The sequence below is a fragment of the Flavobacterium zepuense genome (assembly GCF_007097145.1).
GTDB lineage: Bacteria > Bacteroidota > Bacteroidia > Flavobacteriales > Flavobacteriaceae > Flavobacterium > Flavobacterium zepuense.
In genome coordinates this window covers 206303-226509 of record NZ_VJVZ01000004.1, presented here as the reverse complement: position 1 = coordinate 226509, position 20207 = coordinate 206303, and the positions used below count along the sequence as shown (strand labels likewise).

20 protein-coding genes and 1 riboswitch are annotated in these 20207 nt (G+C 42.6%); of the genes, 11 read left to right on the top strand and 9 right to left on the bottom strand.

Annotated features, from left to right (window positions below; translation table 11 throughout):
- The first annotated feature begins 7 nt into the window (after positions 1-7).
- The 4 genes from FMM05_RS08180 (at position 8) to FMM05_RS08165 (ending at position 4545) form a co-directional block, all read left to right on the top strand.
- Positions 8-1357, top strand: a complete 1350-nt coding sequence (locus tag FMM05_RS08180; protein WP_143372853.1) for a 3-phosphoshikimate 1-carboxyvinyltransferase — start codon at positions 8-10, stop codon at positions 1355-1357.
- A 95-nt stretch (positions 1358-1452) separates the two neighbouring features.
- Entirely contained in the window at positions 1453-2502 is a 1050-nt protein-coding gene (gene queA, locus FMM05_RS08175; RefSeq protein ID WP_143372852.1) for a tRNA preQ1(34) S-adenosylmethionine ribosyltransferase-isomerase QueA, read from the top strand.
- A 186-nt stretch (positions 2503-2688) separates the two neighbouring features.
- On the top strand, positions 2689-3969 hold the full coding sequence (kynU, locus tag FMM05_RS08170) for a kynureninase (RefSeq protein ID WP_143372851.1): 1281 nt from the start codon (positions 2689-2691) through the stop codon (positions 3967-3969).
- 171 nt (positions 3970-4140) lie between these two features.
- Positions 4141-4545, top strand: a complete 405-nt coding sequence (locus FMM05_RS08165; RefSeq protein WP_143372850.1) for a hypothetical protein — start codon at positions 4141-4143, stop codon at positions 4543-4545.
- Here FMM05_RS08165 and FMM05_RS08160 read toward each other — a convergent pair.
- From FMM05_RS08160 to FMM05_RS08135, 6 genes are all read right to left on the bottom strand, one after another.
- Positions 4542-5048 carry a DinB family protein gene (locus FMM05_RS08160; protein WP_143372849.1) on the bottom strand — a complete coding sequence of 169 codons (507 nt, stop codon included), beginning with the start codon at positions 5046-5048 and terminating at the stop codon, positions 4542-4544. The two genes, FMM05_RS08165 and FMM05_RS08160, sit on opposite strands and share 4 nt — an antisense overlap.
- A 98-nt stretch (positions 5049-5146) precedes the next feature.
- Positions 5147-5524, bottom strand: coding sequence for a VOC family protein (locus FMM05_RS08155; protein WP_143372848.1), 378 nt, complete (start codon positions 5522-5524; stop codon positions 5147-5149).
- A 56-nt stretch (positions 5525-5580) separates the two neighbouring features.
- Positions 5581-6036, bottom strand: coding sequence for a VOC family protein (locus tag FMM05_RS08150; RefSeq protein WP_143372847.1), 456 nt, complete (start codon positions 6034-6036; stop codon positions 5581-5583).
- A gap of 153 nt (positions 6037-6189) precedes the next feature.
- Complete coding sequence (locus FMM05_RS08145; protein WP_143372846.1) at positions 6190-6708, bottom strand: SRPBCC family protein; 519 nt, start codon at positions 6706-6708, stop codon at positions 6190-6192.
- Between the two features lie 15 nt (positions 6709-6723).
- Positions 6724-7287 (bottom strand): dihydrofolate reductase family protein, encoded by a 564-nt coding sequence (locus FMM05_RS08140; protein ID WP_143372845.1) that lies wholly within the window; start codon positions 7285-7287, stop codon positions 6724-6726.
- The gene (locus FMM05_RS08135) at positions 7287-7706 is read right to left on the bottom strand and encodes a DoxX family protein (protein ID WP_143372844.1); all 420 of its coding nucleotides are present in this window, start codon (positions 7704-7706) and stop codon (positions 7287-7289) included. The genes FMM05_RS08140 and FMM05_RS08135 overlap by 1 nt, the downstream gene beginning before the upstream one ends.
- Before the next feature lie 154 nt (positions 7707-7860).
- On the opposite strand from FMM05_RS08135, the gene FMM05_RS08130 reads away from it, so the two are divergent.
- Positions 7861-8826 carry a GlxA family transcriptional regulator gene (locus FMM05_RS08130; protein ID WP_143372843.1) on the top strand — a complete coding sequence of 322 codons (966 nt, stop codon included), beginning with the start codon at positions 7861-7863 and terminating at the stop codon, positions 8824-8826.
- 258 nt (positions 8827-9084) lie between these two features.
- Here the strand turns inward: FMM05_RS08130 and FMM05_RS08125 are convergent, their stop codons facing one another.
- Positions 9085-9660, bottom strand: a complete 576-nt coding sequence (locus FMM05_RS08125) for a DUF1287 domain-containing protein (protein ID WP_143372842.1) — start codon at positions 9658-9660, stop codon at positions 9085-9087.
- A 95-nt stretch (positions 9661-9755) separates the two neighbouring features.
- Here FMM05_RS08125 and radC point away from each other — a divergent pair, with 95 nt between their 5' ends.
- Positions 9756-10451, top strand: a complete 696-nt coding sequence (radC, locus tag FMM05_RS08120) for a RadC family protein (RefSeq protein WP_143372841.1) — start codon at positions 9756-9758, stop codon at positions 10449-10451.
- A gap of 88 nt (positions 10452-10539) precedes the next feature.
- Here radC and obgE read toward each other — a convergent pair whose 3' ends face one another.
- Complete coding sequence (gene obgE, locus FMM05_RS08115) at positions 10540-11550, bottom strand: GTPase ObgE (protein WP_143372840.1); 1011 nt, start codon at positions 11548-11550, stop codon at positions 10540-10542.
- 162 nt (positions 11551-11712) lie between these two features.
- Here obgE and FMM05_RS08110 point away from each other — a divergent pair, with 162 nt between their 5' ends.
- The 3 genes from FMM05_RS08110 to FMM05_RS08100 all read left to right on the top strand — a co-directional run bounded on the left by FMM05_RS08110 (position 11713) and on the right by FMM05_RS08100 (position 15082).
- On the top strand, positions 11713-12447 hold the full coding sequence (locus FMM05_RS08110; RefSeq protein WP_143372839.1) for an MBL fold metallo-hydrolase: 735 nt from the start codon (positions 11713-11715) through the stop codon (positions 12445-12447).
- 169 nt (positions 12448-12616) lie between these two features.
- Positions 12617-13975, top strand: coding sequence for a UDP-N-acetylmuramate--L-alanine ligase (locus tag FMM05_RS08105; protein ID WP_143372838.1), 1359 nt, complete (start codon positions 12617-12619; stop codon positions 13973-13975).
- Between the two features lie 6 nt (positions 13976-13981).
- Complete coding sequence (locus tag FMM05_RS08100; protein ID WP_143372999.1) at positions 13982-15082, top strand: DUF695 domain-containing protein; 1101 nt, start codon at positions 13982-13984, stop codon at positions 15080-15082.
- Between the two features lie 118 nt (positions 15083-15200).
- Here the strand turns inward: FMM05_RS08100 and FMM05_RS08095 are convergent, their stop codons facing one another.
- A complete protein-coding gene (locus FMM05_RS08095; protein WP_235894381.1) occupies positions 15201-16229 on the bottom strand; it encodes a family 43 glycosylhydrolase in 1029 nt (342 codons plus the stop codon).
- Between the two features lie 250 nt (positions 16230-16479).
- A riboswitch (cobalamin riboswitch) is annotated at positions 16480-16666 on the top strand.
- 146 nt (positions 16667-16812) lie between these two features.
- On the opposite strand from FMM05_RS08095, the gene metE reads away from it, so the two are divergent.
- Together metE and FMM05_RS08085 are read left to right on the top strand one after the other, a co-directional pair.
- Positions 16813-19122 (top strand): 5-methyltetrahydropteroyltriglutamate--homocysteine S-methyltransferase, encoded by a 2310-nt coding sequence (metE, locus tag FMM05_RS08090; RefSeq protein WP_143372837.1) that lies wholly within the window; start codon positions 16813-16815, stop codon positions 19120-19122.
- Between the two features lie 83 nt (positions 19123-19205).
- Positions 19206-20207 (top strand): beta-ketoacyl-ACP synthase III, encoded by a 1002-nt coding sequence (locus tag FMM05_RS08085; protein ID WP_143372836.1) that lies wholly within the window; start codon positions 19206-19208, stop codon positions 20205-20207.

The following is a 20207-nucleotide window of genomic DNA, read 5'->3' as shown; positions in this document are numbered from 1 at the left end:
CAAAACTATGAATATTAAAATAACAGTAAACAAGCCTGTGCTTAGCACGGCAATCAGGATAACAGGGAGCAAATCAGAAACCAACAGGTTATTGTTGTTGCAGGCCTTATATCCCGGCATTACCATACATAACATATCAGAGTCGGATGATAGCGCAGTAATGCAGCAGGCATTAGCTAATACAAATGCCGATGTAATAGATATTCACCATGCGGGTACCGCCATGCGCTTTTTAACGGCATATTTTTCGTTACAGGAGGGCAGGGAGGTAACGCTTACGGGCTCGCAACGCATGAAAGAGCGCCCCATTGCCGTTTTGGTAGATGCCCTCCGCAGTCTTGGTGCACAAATAGAGTACACAGAGAATGAGGGCTTTCCACCTATAAAAATAACCGGTAAAAATCTTAGCGGGGGCAAGGTATATATTAAGGCCGATGTGAGCAGCCAGTACATAACCGCATTATTGCTTATTGCAGGCCGCTTAAAAAATGGTTTGGAGCTAACGCTGCAAGGCGAACTAACCTCGATACCCTACATAAAAATGACACTCGGCTTGCTTAGCGAATTAGGTATTGAAGCGACTTTTGAGGGAAATGTAATAACAGTAAAATCACAAATTTCAAATCACAAATTTCAAAAGGATGCTTCGGAATCTGAATTCTTAAATCTGAAATCTGAAATCACTGTAGAAAGCGACTGGAGCAGTGCCTCTTATTTTTATTCGATAGTAGCCTTGGCAGAGGTTGGTACAGCAATAGTTTTATCATCGTATAAACAAAACAGTTTGCAGGGGGATAGTGCATTGGCTGAAATTTATAAGGAAATGGGCGTTGAGACTACTTTTAAAGGCAACACCATAACCCTAAAGAAGCTAAACCATCAACCAACAACCATCAACCGGGAACTAAATAACACCCCCGATATTGCACAGACCATTGCTGTAACGTGCTTTGGCTTAGGGATAGGCTGTCATTTAACAGGTCTGCACACCCTTAAGATTAAAGAAACCGACAGGCTTGAGGCTTTAAAAACAGAGCTTGGTAAATTTGGTGCTAAAATATCGGTCACAAATGACAGCCTTACATTAGAGCCGCACAGCTTTTTCAGCCTCACCCCAGCCCTCTCCAAAGGAGAGGGAGAAGGATTGAGTGAAGCTGGCATCTCTCCTATGGAGGGGATGGGGGAGGCCGAAGCTATTGCCGTAGCCACTTATAACGACCACCGTATGGCAATGGCATTTGCGCCACTGGCAATAAAAACGCCGTTTATTATCAATGATGCACAGGTAGTATCTAAATCCTACCCTACCTTTTGGGATGATATGAAGGCGCTTGGGTTTAGTGTAAACGAGTTGTAAATGGCTGTGTTTCAAAAGATATTATAAATATATTGCAAAACACTTGACAACGCCTCCTTTACAATAGTATATTTGCACCCAATTAAAGACATATAATGAAATTATCAAACTTCAATTTCAATTTACCAAAAGAGCTTCTTGCCGAACATCCTGCTGAAAACAGGGACGAGTCTAAACTAATGGTTATTAACCGTAAAACCAAGACCATAGAGCACAGGCTATTTAAAGATGTTATAGAATATTTTGAAGAAGGCGATGTAATGGTGCTTAATAACACCAAAGTATTTCCTGCACGCCTTTATGGCAATAAAGAAAAAACAGGTGCGCGTATAGAGGTGTTTCTTTTAAGGGAACTTAACTCTGAGCAGCGCCTTTGGGATGTGCTTGTAGACCCGGCACGTAAAATACGTATTGGAAACAAGCTTTACTTTGGCGATGACGACAGCCTTGTTGCTGAGGTTATAGACAACACTACATCGCGTGGGCGTACACTACGTTTCCTTTATGATGGTTCGTATGAGGAGTTCCGCAATAAGCTTACCGAGCTTGGCGAAACCCCAATACCTAAATACATAAACCGCGAGGTAGAGCCGGAAGATGCTGAGCGTTACCAAACCATTTACGCTAAAGAAGAAGGTGCTGTTGCAGCGCCTACTGCCGGGCTTCACTTTTCTAAACACCTTTTAAAAAGGCTGGAGATTAAAGGGATAGACTTTGCTGAAATTACACTTCACGTAGGGCTTGGAACCTTTAACCCGGTTGAGGTAGAAGACCTTTCTAAGCACAAAATGGACTCAGAAGAGCTTATCATCAATCAGGAGGCGTGTGATATTGTCAATAAAGCTAAAGTTAACAAGCACAAAATATGCGCTGTGGGCACTACTACCATGAGGGCTATGGAAAGTTCGGTTTCATCGGCTAAAACATTAAACCCGTATGTGGGGTGGACAAACAAGTTCATTTTCCCTCCGTATGATTTTAGCGTGGCCGACTGTATGATCACTAACTTCCACACACCAAAATCTACCCTGCTAATGATGATCTCTGCCTTTATGGGCCACGATTTAATGCGCAAGGCGTATGATGAAGCTATTAAAGAAGGCTACCGTTTTTACACCTACGGTGATGCCATGCTAATCTTATAATCAGAATTTAAATATACTACAGGAAAGCGGCTTTATGGCCGCTTTTTTTATGCTGTTCATTACAGTTTTTTAGATGTTGAAAGCATTTTTGTATGAATTGTTTAAAATTAGCTGTCTAAAATTTAAAATCTACATTATAAAATCCTCTTAAAATCCTTATTTTTACGCACTGACAAACTAACTATAATGGAATTTTTAAATACTTTAGAATTTGCACAACAGCTTGATGCTAAAGACAAGCTGGCTAAATACAGGGATGAGTTTTTGTTTCCGCATGTAAACGGCAAACAGGTAATTTATTTTACGGGTAACTCGCTGGGGTTGCAGCCTAAGCGTACCAAAGCGTATGTAGATGAGGTTATGGACGACTGGGCCAAACTGGCGGTTGAAGGGCATTTTTATGCCGATAAGCCGTGGTGGGATTACCAGGAGCGTTTTGCTGCCCCGCTTAGTAAAATTGTGGGTGCATTGCCATCTGAAGTTACGGTTATGAATACCCTTACCGTTAACCTGCATTTGCTTATGGTAAGCTTTTACCAGCCTACTGCAAAACGCTTTAAGATCATTTGCGAGGAAAAGGCTTTTCCAAGCGATCAGTACATGATAAAGAGCCAGGTGCGTTTTCATGGACTGGAGCCGGAAGATGCCATTGTAGAGATTAAGCGCAGGCCGGGTGAGCACAATATTAGATTAGAAGATATTTTAGATACTATTAAACAGGTAGGCGATGAGCTTGCCCTTGTGCTTATAGGTGGTGTAAACTACTACACAGGTCAGGTTTTTGACATGAAAACCATTACCAAAGCAGGCCAGGATGCGGGTGCTTACGTAGGATGGGACCTTGCCCACGGCGCGGGTAACATTCACTTAGAGTTGCACGAATGGAATGTAGACTTTGCTGCCTGGTGCAGTTATAAATACATGAACTCAGGCCCGGGTAATGCATCGGGGCTTTTTGTACACGAAATGCACCATAACGACCTTGACCTGCCCCGTTTTTCAGGCTGGTGGGGACACAACAAAGAGCGCCGCTTTTTAATGGAGCCTAACTTCGATCCCGTTCGCGGGGCAGAGGGCTGGCAGGTAAGCAACCTGCCGATACTTTCGCTGGCGCCCTACCTGGCATCGGTAGAAATGTTTGACGAAATTGGGATGCCTGCGCTGATACAAAAGCGTGACCAGATAACATCGTACCTTGAATTTATACTGCACGAAATAGACCGTGAGGTTAAAGGGCATTTTGAAATTATTACCCCAACCGAACCTAAAGAAAGGGCTTGCCAGTTATCGGTATTCCTGCATGGCGAGGGCAGGCAATTGTTTGACTACCTTATGAAAAACGGCGTTATAACCGACTGGCGTGAGCCTAATGTTATCCGCCTGGCTCCTGTGCCGTTGTACTGTTCGTTTGAAGATATGTACAATTTTGGCCAGATATTAAAAGCCGGTATTTTATCGCATAGGTAAAATAGTGCCAACGATTATAAATCCGCATTATGGCAAATTTTGTCGTAGTGCGGATTTTTTATTTGTAACAAATAGTATTACAATTATAAATCGAAAAATCGTTATAGTAATGTTAAGACAGTTCTTTTAAATTGTCATTTTAAGGATATTTGGAGTAACCTTACTTTAATTATGAAAAAGAACTTTACCTATATTATCCTTTCCTGCATAGTAATTTTAACTCTTGCAACATCGTGCAGCCACGAAGGCCATGATGAAAGCCCGGCTGATATGTTTGTGCAATATCGCATTAATGTTGAAGAGCCTATTATCGAATCGGTACAGTACAGGACTCCTGAAGGCGAATTAGTACATGTAAGCCACTCTTTAACGGATTTGGAACAATGGTATACATCGGTGGAGGTTGATGCGCCATTTGACGCATTTAAGGAGGTTAGGTTTGTGAATAACGGTACCGAAGAAGTACCTTATACCCTGAGCATTTTTGTGGAGGGTGAACTTGCACATACCAAGCAGGGCCTTGTAATGCCGCAAGAGCAAAAAGTTGACAGGATAGAGCACAGTGTGCTTGATTAGGCCTGTATAGCCTCCCTTATCTTTTTAATCTGGTGGTTGTGCCTTATGGTGTGGTATGCCATGAAATGTACGATTTCCAACTTGGTACTACCCTCTAAAGGATGTCCCTGGGGTAGGGGTGCCATATAGTTTAGGTCGGCATTTGTGGCTGCTTCTAACACAGTACTTTTAATTCCCGATAAAGCATCTATAAGCCTGTGTTTGTCATACTCTTTAGTTTCAGGTAGTAAGAAATCGGGAGAATCCATTTTCAGGTTAAAATCCAAAAGTATTTTCTTAAACTCTTCTGCTTTTTCGTCGGGCTGCCTCGTTGCGGGTTGGGTTGTGGTGTAAAACAACTCATTAAGCCCATCCTCGGCCTTAAATAAATGCCTGCCTACCTGTGCGGCAGTCCAGCTGCCTTTAAAAGGTACGGTGTTAAGCTCTTTTTCGTTAAAAGAAGAAAGCAGGCTTACTGTTTCCCCTAATGCATTTTCTAACTGGGTGATGATTTGTGTTGCCATAGTGTAACTGATTTAAAATTTAAAAATTTAAAAATTGCGGGGTCACCTGCCTACTGTGACTGCGACTGTAAACTGCGACTGCGACTTGAAACTGTAAGCTATTCTTCTAAAACAGATAGGATGTTCCCCGCCGGGTCTTTAAACCAGGCTATAAGCGGGCCACCGCCACGGAAGATATTATCATCACCGGTTTTAAAATTGGGCAGGTCGTAGCTTTCAAAAACCACACCTTTAGCTTTAAGGTCGGCCACAGCTTCCTCTACATCGGGCACAGGGAAGTTGAGCACGGTAAAGGTTGCGGGCTCGTGGTTTTCTTTAGGATAGATAATTACGGGCGAACTGCCTGCAATATGCAGCTCCAGTATACCTTCTATACCTGTTTTTACTTGAAGCCCTAAAGTATCGCCGTAAAATTTTTTGGCGGCCTCCAAATCATTGGCAGAATAGCCGCTAAACGCTTTAACATCTTTAAACATAGCTGTAAAATTTATAGTTTTAGACTGAATAATAGGATAGAGGAACATAAGCGTTCTTATTGGTAATTGGCATCGTAGCTAACCATCCAGTTAATGCCAAATTTATCGGTAAGCATACCGTAGTAGGCACCCCAAAACATATCGTCCATTGGCATTTGCGGGTTGCCACCTTCAGATAGCCCTGCAAATACACGGTCGGCTTCCTCGCGGCTCTCCACACTAACCGAAAGTGTTACGCTGTTGCCAAAGTTTACCCCGCCCATTGCGGCCGGTACATCGCTTGCCATAAGCACACTGTTGCCTACCATAAGGGCAATGTGCATAATGTAGTTTTCTTCATCCTTTGGTGTTGCTTTGCCCTGCATGTCTACACAGCCGTCCATTTCAACACCTTGCGGAATGTCTTTGTAACGCATGAGCATCTGGAACTCACCGCCAAAAATACTTTTGTAGTGGTTAAATGCTTCCTCGGCATTGCCGGGAAAATTTAAATACGGGTTTACTGCTTTCATAATCTATTGGTTTTAATGTTGAAAGTTTCAAAGTTGCAAAGTCGCAAAGTCGCAAAGTCGCAAAGTCGCAAAGTCGTCAAGTCAGCAAGTCGTAAGTCTAAAATCTATTATCTCACATCTGATATCTGATATCTGATATCTCATATCCTCTATCTACCCTTCCAAATTCTTTTTCAGCATAGCAAGGCTGGTTTCCATGTCTTTACCCAATGGCCCTGTCATGATCGCGCTCATAAGGTTTAATGGATACTTGCTTTTGCCGCTCATACCCCAGGTAGTTTTGGTGCTGTGCTCGGTTACCGGCTGTGTAATGATATAGATATGGGCGGTACTTTTAAACGGGCGCACAAAACGTATCTCAATAGTAATGCGCTCATTTTGAGTGACTCCGGTAATTTCCTGTTCGCCTTCGCCGGCCTGGCTGTTGCCGTTCCACGACTGTATAAAGCCTAATGTGCCGTCTATACCGGTGTTCACTATCTTTTTGTTGGGGTCTTTCATAACCCATTTGTTGTAATATTGCTGGTTGTTAACCAGTTTCATATATTCAAACACGGTGTGTACCGGCTTGTTGATTACAACACTGCGCTCTACAGTATATTGTTTTGGTACAAAAAGCGCAATAATAAAAGGCAGTGCTATAATGGCTATAATAATGATTGCAATTGTCATGGCAGAGTATATGGGTTATGGTTTTGTATAATGCAAAGCGGTAATGCCGCAATCAAAAGCTCTGGCTTCTAAAAGTTTAAGCTGTTGTATGCCGGTAAGCTCTTTAAAAATCGGCATGCCAGTGCCAAGGGCGGCAGGGTTAACCAGCAGGTAAAATTCGTCTATCAAGCCTTCTTTAATAAGCGATGACACAAACTGCGCCCCGCCGTAAGCAATAATATCGCCACCTTTGCTGTTCTTCAGGTTGTTTACCTCTTCTATAAAGTTACCCGTGGCAAGGCTGGTATTGGGCCAGTTATGCTCTTTAAGCGTATGGGTAAATACTATTTTGGGTATGCGGGTCATAAACTCAGAGCCTGGATCGGCTGTTTCCGGATTGCCCTGCATTTGTTCCCAGTAGGGTATAAAACCTTCGGCTAATTTTCTCCCTATCACAATAGTATCTACATCTTTAGTGAAATTGGTAACATAGCTGTTAATGTCGTTGCCCCAGTTCCATTGCATCCAGTCCATTTCGCTGTTGGGGCCTGCAATAAAACCATCTATAGATATTGATACCTGTAGTTTCAGCTTTCTCATTATTGTACAGCTTGTTTTTTATTAAAAATTAAATAATCAACACTGTACTTGCCGCTGCCGGCAACAAAAATGGGCAGGCAAAGTATAAGGAATATAAATGCAATGGCCTTGGCATCAAACGGATCGGCAGCATGGGCAATAAAGTAGGCTACGATCATAGTTATAAACGGTGGTATAATGGCAAAGCGGGTAACAAAGCCAATGGCTACAAGTATGCCGCAAAAGAATTCGGCAAAAATTACAAGGTTAAACGATAGCCTGGCGCCGATGCCAATAATATCGCCAAACATGGGCGCTATTGTATCGTAATTTACAATTTTGTTATACCCGTAATAGGTAAACATAAGGCCAAAAAGCAGGCGAAGTAAGAGTGTTGCTAAATCCTGGTTTAAGGATACTGTGCTGATTAATTTTTTCATGTCTTGGTTTTTTTATTAAATTTTATATGAATTTAATAAATTATTGGTTGTTATTGCAAATTTAAATCAAATGCGTAGTTTTGTTACTGTGCTTAAAAGTCAATAGTAGGGGGTATTTGAGACAAAAGCACTTTTAAATCAAACTGCAACCATTATGCAAATAGCCATTGTACTTACAAAAGGGCACCGCCTTTTAAGCGCAGCCGCCGTGCTGGATGTGTTTGAAACCGCTAACCGCTTTTACTTGGAAAGCAACGAGCCTGCACCTTTTGAAATTAACCTGCTGCACCAGCCTGGGCACGACGCTACTGCGTATGACAATTATGTACCCAAGCCTGTTACTGCGGACACTAAGTATGATTTGATATTAGTGCCCTCCTTTAAACATAACGGTGTTGGCGAGGCCATGCAGGATAATCGTGCCTGGATACCGTGGCTGCAAAACCAGTATGCAGCGGGTGCAGCTATTGCCAGCTTTTGTACCGGTGCTTTTGTATTAGGAGCGTCGGGGTTGTTAGATAACAGGCCGGCCACCACACACATTAATGCCGAAGCTGCCTTTGCTAAACTCTTCCCACTGGTACAACTACAGGCCGAAGCTGTAGTGACGGAGAAAGACCGCATATACACCAGCGGCGGGGCTACAAATACGTTTCACCTGCTTATGTTGCTGCTGGAGGTGTATTGTAGTAAGGAAGTGGCTGTGCGTGCCGCTAAAGTTTTTTCTATTGATTTAGACCGTAACCGGCAGACCTATTTTGGCACTTTTGCACCCGCCAACGATCATGGCGATGCATTGGTTAAACAAACGCAGGACGAGATTAAGAAGCATTTTAGCAAGGCTAACACCATAGAAGAGATTATTATAGATGTACCTGCCAGCCGCCGTAACCTGGTGCGCCGCTTTAAGCAGGTAACGGGCATTACCCCCATAGAATACCTGCAAAAAACACGCATTGAGGCTGCCAAGCAAATGCTGGAGCAATCGCGCCACAGTATTTTAGAGGTAATGTTAGAAAGTGGCTACAACGACCTGAAAACTTTTCGCTCGCTCTTTAAAAAAACGGTGGGCATGACCCCCAAAATGTACCGCGAAAAATTTAGCGGGCAGGTGGTGTAGGAGATTTTAGATTTTAGATTTAAAAATTGCGAATTGCGAATTTTCAGAATTAGGCATCTGCTAAAAAAATGAAAATTGTAGAGCAAATTTTAACCCCTTTGCACATGATGTAGAGATCTCAAAATCCAAAAGTGAAATATTAAGCATTTAGGGGTAATTTCTTATAAATTTTGAGCTTAAAAAGGCGGTTAATTAACCATCTCGAAATCCAAAAGTGAAATATCAAGCACTTTCAGAAATATTTCTGTAAGATAATTTTTATTTTTTGTAGCGATAATGCCCTGTGATTTTATACTCAAAAAGGCAGTCGTCTAAATTTTGACCGTAGCCAATATTGTGTACCATTTTGTAGCGGCCTGCCGCTCCTTTTTTGTTTACTACTATGCCAATGTGAGGATGGCCCGCAGGCAGCATCCAGGTAACAATATCACCGGGCTTATAGTCTGACGCATTGTTAGTTACGGTTAGTTTTTGCCCTTTTCGGGTAAAGAAAACCTGCAGGTTAGGTACACGGCGGTGGTCTATATTTGTGTCGGGACTGCTTAAGCCCCAGGCTTTTGGGTATTTAGAAAAGTTGGCTTTCATATCTTCGTGTACCAGTTGCTGTAAATCGGCGCCCAATTTACGGTAACTCCTGATAACCACATCGGTACACACCCCAATGTTAGCCGGTACATCGCCATTTGGGTACTTTATGCGGTAATATGTACCGTCATATTCTACCTTGTCTTTGGTTATAGCAAGGGCGGCATCGCTCAGTTGCTCATAATAGTCTTTAGTAGCGGTGCTGCTGTTAAGGCAGCTAATGAGCAGCAGGAGTAGGATGTGTTTCATAATCAGGCGGTTTGCTATGAAAACGTAAGAATAGTAATAGTTAGTATGGTAATGAGACTCAATTTTGTTTAAATTAGTGCCATACAACGCATTAAATGGAAGATAACACTACCTTCTCGATAAAATACTGGGCCGAAGACGACCAACCCCGTGAAAAACTGATGATTAAGGGCAAAGCTGCCCTTAGCGATGCCGAACTTATTGCTATACTTATAGGCTCGGGCAGCCGTAATGAAAGTGCTGTAGAACTGAGCAAACGCATTTTAGCCAGTGTAGATAATAACCTTAATGCGCTGGGTAAGCAGTCGTTACAGCAACTTATGAGCTTTAAGGGCATAGGCGAGGCTAAGGCCATTAGCATTGCTGCGGCAATGGAGCTGGGACGCCGCCGCCGCGATGAGGAAGGTGTTGACCTTAAGAAGATTACCAGCAGCCGTGCCGTGTTTGAGATCATGCAGCCCATTATAGGCGAGCTTCCGCATGAGGAGTTTTGGATCATCTACCTAAATAACTCAAACAAAGTGATTTATAAGAACCAATTGAGTAAGGGAGGGCTTACCGGTACCGTGGTAGATGTACGGTTGGTTTTTAAAACGGCGTTAGAGCACAATGCTGTAGGTATCATACTGGTACACAACCACCCAAGCGGAATTTTACAGGCCAGTGAACCCGACAAACAGGTTACGCGACAGCTTAAAACGGCAGGGCACTCTCTGGATATTAAGGTTTTAGACCACGTAATCGTAACTGAGAAAGGCTACCTGAGCTTTGCCGATGAGGGGATGATGTAATAATTGCAACTCATTTATAATTAGTATCATACGAAAAAACCGCCTTCTTGGGGCGGTTTTCTATTATCTATTTTCTATTATCTAATATCTATTCAGCTTCTACATTCAGCATCTGCCACAGTTTGTCTTTCAACTCCACCAGGCCTTGCTGCGCTACCGAAGATATCATAAGGTAGGGGATGTTTTTAAAGCTAACATCCAGAGTATCTTTCATTTCGGCTTTAAGTTCGTCATCCAGCATATCACATTTAGAGATTACAATTACGCGTTCTTTGTCTAATATTTCAGGGTTATAACGGCGTAGTTCATCAAGCAATATTTCGTACTCTTTCTCTATATCACCCGCATCGGCAGGGATAAGGAAAATAAGCACCGAGTTACGCTCTATATGCCTTAAAAAGTAGTGTCCCAGGCCTTTACCTTCGGCAGCGCCCTCTATAATTCCGGGAATATCGGCAATTACAAACGATTGGTAATCCCTATACGACACTATACCTAAGTTAGGTTTAAGCGTGGTAAACGGGTAATCAGCAATTTTCGGCTTCGCCGAAGTAAGCACCGATAGTAACGTAGACTTACCTGCGTTAGGGAAGCCTACAAGGCCTACATCGGCCAATACCTTAAGTTCCAGTATTATATCATTCTCTTCGGGTGGCATACCCGGCTGCGAATAACGCGGCGTTTGGTTGGTAGAGCTTCTAAAGTGCCAGTTACCAAGGCCCCCCTTGCCGCCTTTGGCAACAATTCGTTTTTCGCCATGTTCGGTTATTTCAAACATTACCTCTCCGGTTTCCTGGTCTTTAACCACGGTACCTAAGGGTACTTCAATGTATTTATCGTCGCCATCGGCACCGGTACTGCGCGCGCTACCGCCATCGCCACCATGCCCGGCTTTAATATGCCTTGCAAATTTTAAGTGAAAAAGTGTCCATAACCCTTTGTTACCCACAAGGTATACGTGGCCGCCACGGCCGCCATCGCCACCATCTGGCCCACCTTTTTCTATAAATTTTTCCCTGTGCAGGTGTGTAGATCCCTTGCCGCCCTTACCAGACGACACATATATCTTTACGTAATCTACAAAATTCCCTTCTGTCATTTCTTCTTAATTTAAATTAAAGCTTCTGGCAGAATGCACGTTGAAACTTTACAAGCTGCAAAAGTACGCTATTTTATTGAAATTGCCTATTGAGGTATTTTTCAGCCAGTAATACAGGTGTTTCGCTCCATTATTAGTTACTTTGCTATAAAGAAGTATTGAATGAAAATTATACCCCTTAACGAAGGCATTTTTACCGTAACCAAAGACAAAATATTTACTAAAATAACCCGCGAAGAGGTGGAAGTGGCTAACCCTGAGTTGCTTAAAATGTCGGTTTGTCCGTTTTTAATTGTTCTGCCGGATGATGTTATTTTGCTGGATGCAGGACTGGGATGTGTTAATGCTGGGAAGCATGTAATAATACAACTTATTGAGGAAGCCGGCTATAGAGCACAGGATGTTACAAAGGTACTGTTGTCGCACCTTCATAAAGACCATATTGATGGGCTTGGCTATATTGATGGCGATGAATTTGTATGCAATTTCCCTAATGCCAATATTTATTTACAGCAAAATGAACTCACTTATGCATTGGGGGAAATAGGAAGCCATTCCTTTAACCAGGATGTTTTAGAAAAGGTAGCGGAACTGCCTAACCTTGTATTCATGACTGATAATCAGGGTGCAATAGGTAATTTTATACATTATGAAGTTACCGGTGGGCATACGCCGTTCCATCAGGTGTTTTGGATAAAAGAAGGTGGTGTCACTACTTTTTACGGTGCCGATAACCTCCCGCAAAAAAGCTACTTAAAATTCCACATTGCTTACAAGTCAGATTTTGATGGGGTTACCGCAAAAGAGCAACGCCAAAAATGGGAACAGCAGGCTAAAGATGAACATTGGACAGTTTTATTTTACCATGATTTTAGCAAGAATAGCGTGGAGTTTTAAAAAATACACCTTCTATAAAAATAGCGTACTACTTTTTTGTTTTGGCAGGCATGGCACATCTACAATCATTTTATTACTTTTGATGCTCGCCTTGCAAAAGTATAACTCTGCAGGCTAAAGGTTGCAGTGCTGGTTGCTACAACAATACATTTAACACTTACACATAAAAATGCGTACACATTTTATTGCTATAGGCGGCGCCGCCATGCACAATCTGGCACTAGCCCTACATAACAAAGGATATAAAGTAACCGGCAGCGACGATGCTATTTTTGAGCCGAGCCGCACCCGCCTTGAAAAACGTGGGCTGTTGCCCGAAACGTTGGGCTGGTTTCCGGAAAAGATTACGTCCGATATTGAGGCTGTTATCCTGGGTATGCACGCTAAGGCCGATAATCCTGAATTGCTTAAAGCGCAGGAATTAGGGCTGACGATTTACAGTTACCCCGAATTTTTGTACGAGCAAAGTAAAAACAAAACCCGCGTAGTTATTGGTGGCAGCCACGGCAAAACCACTATTACCAGTATGATTTTGCATGTTATGAATTACCATAACCGCGAGGTAGATTATATGGTTGGCGCCCAATTGGAGGGCTTTGATACGATGGTACACCTTACCGAGGAGAACGATTTTATTGTGCTGGAAGGCGATGAATACCTGTCGTCTCCTATGGATTTAAGGCCTAAATTTCACCTGTACCAGCCTAATATTGCCCTTATTAGCGGCATAGCGTGGGATCATATAAACGTATTTCCTACCTACGAGAGTTATGTAGAGCAGTTTGAGATATTTATAGCAAAGATTACCAATGGCGGAATTTTAGTGTATAACGAAAACGACCCTGAGGTGAAGCGCGTGGCTGAGGCTGCGACGAATCCTATTCGTAAACTGCCCTACAGCACACCCCAATATACCGTTAAAGATGGTATAACCCTTTTAGAAACGCCCGAAGGCCCTATGCCTATTGAAGTTTTTGGTGCGCACAATCTTAACAACCTTGCCGGCGCTAAATGGATTTGCCAGAACATGGGTATTGATGAAGCCGATTTTTACGAAGCCATTGCCACCTTTAAAGGAGCCAGTAAACGCCTGGAAAAAATTGCCGAGAACGGTAAAAATGTTGCCTATAAAGATTTTGCACATTCGCCAAGTAAGGTTTCAGCCACTACCAAAGCGGTTAAAGAGCAGTACCCTAACAAAACCCTTATTGCCTGCCTGGAGCTGCACACCTATAGCAGCCTTAACGCCGAGTTTTTAAAGGAGTATGAGGGCGCACTTGATGCTGCCGATGTTGCCGTGGTTTTTTACAGCCCCGATGCCGTTAAGATAAAACAACTTGAAGAGGTTACCTACGAGCAAATTGCCCAGGCCTTTAACCGGGAAGACCTTATTATTTATACTAACCCTGCTGCGTTTAAAGAATATTTATACCACTTAAAATATGATACCGAAGGTGTTGCGTTGCTGCTTATGAGCAGTGGTAATTATGGCGGGTTAAATTTTGATGAGGTTAAAACTTTGATATAATTTGTGATGGGATTATTTGATAAATTGTTTGCTAAGAAGCAGGTTGTTGAGAAAGAAATTGCCATTACCTCTTATAAGGATTTTTGGGACTGGTTTGAATCAAACGAAAAAGCTTTTTATAAGGTTGTAAATGAAAGAGGGGATTTTGAAAAAGATTTCTTTAACCATTTAGCTCCAAAACTTGGCTATATAAAAGAAGGTATCTGGTATTTGTGTGGTATGTATAATAATGATATAGCCGAACTAATACTCACGGCTGACGGCGATGTAAAAACTATTGTTTTTGTAGAAGAGCTTATTGCCGCTGCCCCGCAAATTAAGGGGTGGAGGTTTACCGCTCTTAAACCTGAAATGGATATCGACAGATACACCATCCAGATGGGAGATACAGCCTTTAGCGGAGAAACACTTTTTTTCTATCCGAATGAATTGCCTAATTATCCGGATGAAATCGATATATCCATCGTTCATAAAGATTATTCTGAAGAAAATAGCGAACAGATTATAAGCGGATCATACATATTTTTAGATAATTATCTTGGAGAGATTGCCTCTGCCACGGTAATAGATAATATCTCTTTTGTGAGCCAGAAAATGGCCACAAAAGAACTTATTGCTATAGAGAAGCTTAAAAGTTACCTGATTTGGCGCGAAAAGGAATTTGTTGAAAAGTACGATGGTGTTAAGCACGATACCGAAAATGATTCTTATTCATTGTTTGAAGCAAATGCTAATCAGGATGATTATATTATTGCTACTGTAAATACCGATTTACTTAAATGGGATGCCAAGGCATCGCATCCGTGGATTGGTATTGTTACTCTTAAATATGCAGATGGAGGTATGCCTGATGAAGCTACCAGCGCACTTCTCTACACGATAGAAGAACACCTTATGGCGGAGCTTAAAGATGCTGACGGTTATTTAAATATAGGACATGAAACTGCCAATGGTGTAAGAGAAATATATTTTGCCTGTAAAGATTTCAGGAAACCATCAAAGGTTTTTTATTCAACTAAAAAACTATATTCCAATCAAATCTCCTTAACCAGCGATATTTATAAAGATAAATACTGGAGGTCTTTTGATCGCTTTATGGCAGAGTAACTGCGGAGTTCAGATTTTAGATTTCAGATTGAACTTCACTCATATCTTTAAACAATCGCTTTTATGTTTATTCACAGGAGTGAAGTTCAATCTGAAATCTACCTTCTTAAATCTGAAATTATTGTTGTAATTTAATGTAGGGCCACCCATTCTTATCCCACTTTAATTCGGTAACAATAAGCTTAGAGGCACCACCATCAGGAATAGAGTAGCCGTGGGCAACAAAATACTCCTTGCCATCTATAAGGTAAACTGAGTTGTGGCCCAGGGCAGCATATTTTACACCATCACCTATGGCAAAGTCGGTGCCGTTGCCGTCTATCATATCATAACCTGCCTTATCTACATAAGGGCCCGTAACTGATTTACTCCTGCCTACCACCACGTGATAATTGCTGTTTACGCCACGGCAGCACATATCAAAAGAGGCAAAAAGGTAGTAATAATCGCCGTGCCTGTACACAAATGCGCCTTCAATCTGGCTGTCTTCAAGGCCATAATTATAAGGCTTTTGCGATGTTGGCCTGCGGGCAATGGTATGCCATTCTTCGGGGTGTTTAAGCTGCATCATGTCATCGGTCATCTTTACAGCCTTTAGGCCATCCCAAAACGACCCAAAGATAAACCACGGCGTTCCGGCATCATCAACAATAATATTAGGGTCAATGGCCTGCCACAGATCGCGCCCCAGTACCGACTGTACAATCTTGCCATGGTCGGTCCATTTATAGGCAGGGCTTTTTTGGTTAAGGGTAGGAGAGGTGGCATGGCCTATGGCGGCATCAGGCTTGCCGGGAGTGGCGTTGCAGGCATAAAAAATATGGTACTGCCCTTTGTAAAATATGATATCCGGCGCCCAAATGTCGCCCTTAAAATTAGGCAGCGCCTTTAGCACCCAATCGGGCAGGGCATCAAAAATAGGCTTGCCTTCGGTCCAGGTTTTAAGGTCTTTAGAGTACATGGTAACAATACCCTTGCCCGTACCATAAACATAATACGTGTCGCCCTCCTTTGCCATAACCGGATCGTGTATTCCCGGGTTTTTAGGGTTAAACGGTAAAACAGGCAGGGTAGGTGGCGGCACCTCTTGTGCGTAGGATAGCATTTTGGCAAGTATAAGGCAACATACGAATAATTTTCTTAGCATAATTAATAAGTGTTTGTTTTACATTTATGCTAAGATATAAAATTTCAAACGATATAGTGAGAAATATTTTGGATTTAGGGTTTCGAGTTTCTTTAAAGTTAAATAATGATTTGTGATTTGATTGACAACAATGAACCCAATATTTTAATCCTGAAGCTGTATAGTTATATACCTGATAATGGCACTTTAAAACTTTGCTGCTTTTTTTAAAAGTTTCGTGCTATATTTGCCGCCTAAGTTCTTTACTTAATTTCTTTCAAACGGAAATGGTTATCGGCGAAAGCCGTTATTAAAAGGGAATCGTGTGCAAATCACGAGCTGTCGCGCAACTGTAAGTAACGCACAAGTTTTTACCCATGTTGTCCACTGCCTGTACGGGTGGGAAGGACGGTAAAAATGTTACAAGTCAGGAGACCTGCCATTACTAACTTGACAATGCTTTCGCGATCTGGAGCTATTGGTTATACTTCTCACGTTATAGGATAACTGTATCGTGGCGGTACCGCTATATACTCCTTTAAGGCATTGTGAAATGGGCAAAAGGGCTTTTAACTAATTTATTAATTTTTTAAAAGCAAAAAAAATGTTCACAAACAATCTTGGCTACCCGCGCATTGGTAGCAACAGGGAGCTTAAAAAAGCCTGCGAAAACTACTGGGCAGGCAACATCTCTCAACAGGAGTTACTCCACGCCGCACAGCAGCTCAGGCTTCACAACCTTTACCTGCAAAAAGAGGCAGGAATCAACCTTATCCCGTCTAACGATTTTTCGTTGTACGATCAGGTGCTGGACCTCTCCTTAACTCTTGGTGTCATCCCTGCACGGTATGAGGTATTGGGCGATAAAAGCCAAACCGACCTGTATTTTGCCATGGCACGTGGTTACCAAAAAGACGGGCTTGATATTACCGCTATGGAAATGACCAAGTGGTTTGATACCAACTACCACTATATAGTGCCGGAATTTTATAAAAACCAGGAGTTTAGTTTCTTTTCAAAAAAGATAGTAGATGAATTTATAGAAGCCAAGGCAAACGGCATACTTACCAAGCCCGTTATTATAGGCCCGGTAAGCTACCTGCTTTTGGGTAAAGAAAAAGAAGCCGGTTTTGATCGTATCGACCTTATAAAGAACCTGTTGCCGGTTTATATTGATATTATTACTGAACTTGTAGATAAAGGTGTCGAATGGATACAGTTTGATGAGCCGTTCCTTGCGCTACATCTTTCGGAAAAAGATAAAACAGCACTAATTTACGTTTACACCGAGATAAAAATGGCTTTCCCCGACCTGAAAGTGCTGATTGCTACTTATTTTGAAGGCCTTGGCGAAAATTCACAACTGGCCGTATCGTTACCGGTTTGTGCGCTGCATATTGATCTGGTTCGTAACCCTGAGCAGTTGCAGCAGCTGCTTGACATAGTGCCCGATGGCTTGTCACTATCATTGGGTATAGTAGATGGGCGCAACATCTGGAAGAACGATTTTACGGCATCGCTAAAAATAATAGATACCGCCGTTAAAAAACTTGGTAAAAACCGTATTATCATAGCGCCATCATGTTCACTGTTGCATGCTCCCTGCGATTCGGATTTAGAAACCAACGATGCGACGCTAACGCCGCAAATCAGGGACTGGCTTGCCTTTGCAAAGCAAAAGATAAACGAGGTGGTGGTTTTAAAACAACTTGCCAATAGCGAAAATATAACCAATGCCGCCAACAGTCTAAAGAGTAATATAGCCGCTATTGCCTCTAAAAAAACATCGGGGCTTATACACAATACAACGGTAAAAGAACGTGTAGCCTCCATTACCGAAGGTGATTCTAAAAGAAATAATCCTTTTAGTATAAGGAAAAATATACAGGCTAAAATTTTAAACTTACCTTTGTACCCCACAACCACTATAGGTTCGTTTCCGCAAACTGCGGGCGTTAGGGGCTGGAGGGCTCAGCTTAAGAAAGAAGCAATAACCCTTAGCCAATACGAGGCTCTGGTTAAAAAAGAGACCGAAGCAACCATACGCTTTCAGGAATCGATAGGCCTTGATGTGCTTGTGCATGGGGAGTTTGAACGCAACGATATGGTAGAGTACTTTGGCGAACAGCTTGAAGGCTTTGCTTTTACAAAAAACGGATGGGTGCAAAGTTATGGCAGCCGCTGCGTTAAGCCTCCCATTATTTATGGCGATGTTTACCGTACACAGGCCATGACGGTTAAATGGTCGGCCTACGCGCAGTCGCTAACCAATAAGCTGGTTAAGGGTATGCTAACAGGGCCGGTGACGATATTGCAATGGTCTTTTGTACGTAATGACCAGCCGCGAAAAGATACCTGTACCCAGATAGCATTGGCTATTCGTGATGAGGTGGCAGATCTTGAGGCTGCGGGTATTAAGATCATACAAATAGATGAGCCCGCCATTCGCGAAGGATTGCCCTTGCGAAAAGAGCAGTGGCGGGAGTATTTAAACTGGGCAGTTACTGCTTTCAGGATATCAGCATCGGGTGTAGATGATGCAACGCAGGTTCATACACATATGTGCTATTCTGAATTTAATGATATTATAGAGGACATTGCCAATATGGATGCCGATGTAATAACCATAGAGTGCTCGCGCTCGCAAATGGAACTGTTGGATGCTTTTGCTGATTTTAAGTATCCTAACCAGATAGGTCCGGGGGTGTATGATATACATTCGCCACGGGTACCTAACAAAGAAGAAATGGTTATATTAATGAATAAGGCAGCACTGGTTATACCAAAAGAGCAACTTTGGGTAAACCCGGACTGCGGACTGAAAACACGCCATTGGCCCGAAACGAAGCAGGCTCTTGCCGAGATGGTGGCTGCGGCTAAGGAATTGCGACTGAAAGAATTGGCGCTTTCCTGATAAATGTTAATTCTGTCTGCATGAGAGTTTCAATGTGCAGGCAGAATTATTATATTTAGGACCCAGATACAAGAACTAACATAATGAATACAATTAATGCAGTAATTACTGCGATAGGGGGCTATGTTCCCGATACTGTTTTAGATAATGCTACGCTTGAAAAGATGGTAGATACCAATGATGAATGGATTACCACACGTACAGGAATTAAGGAGAGGCGCATAGCAAGCGACCCGCTTATGGCAACCAGCGATATGGCTGTTCTTGCTATTAAAGATTTGCTGGCCAACGCTAATGTTAAACCCGAAGAGATAGATTGTGTACTCCTTGCCACATCTACCCCTGATTATCTGCTTGCCCCAACAGCGGCCCTGGTTTGCCATAAGGCAGGCCTTAGTAATGCTTTTGGTTTAGACCTTAATGCTGCGTGCAGCGGCTTTTTATATGCGCTGTCTACAGGGGGTATGTTTATAGAAACAGGCCGTTATAAAAAGGTTCTTGTTATTGGTGCCGATAAAATGAGCAGCATTGTAAACTACGAAGACCGCAATACCTGTGTACTTTTTGGTGATGGCGCCGGTGTAGTACTTTTAGAGCCTACACAAACAGCCGCGGGCATACAGGATAACCTGTTCATGACCGATGGCATTGGCGGATCGGTGCTATCTGTACCGGCGGGCGGGTCGGAGTTTCCTGCTTCGGCAGAAACCGTGGCCGCTAAAAAGCATTTTGTACAACAGGATGGCAAAACCGTATTTAAAAATGCTATTAGGGGTATGAGCAGTGCCTGCCTTAAGCTGTTAGAGAAAAATAACCTTACGGCTGAGGATATAGATTGGGTAATACCCCACCAGGCTAACCTGCGCATTATAGATGCTGTAGGCGAAAAACTTAACATACCTAAAGAAAAAGTAAAGGTTAACATACAGCGCTACGGTAATACCACAGCCGGTACGTTACCGCTTTGCTTATGGGATTTTAAAGCCGACTTTAAACCAGGCGATAAACTTTTACTTACAGCCTTTGGCGCCGGTTTTACATGGGGTGCTACCTACCTTGTGTGGGGCGATGTAAGGAACAACTAA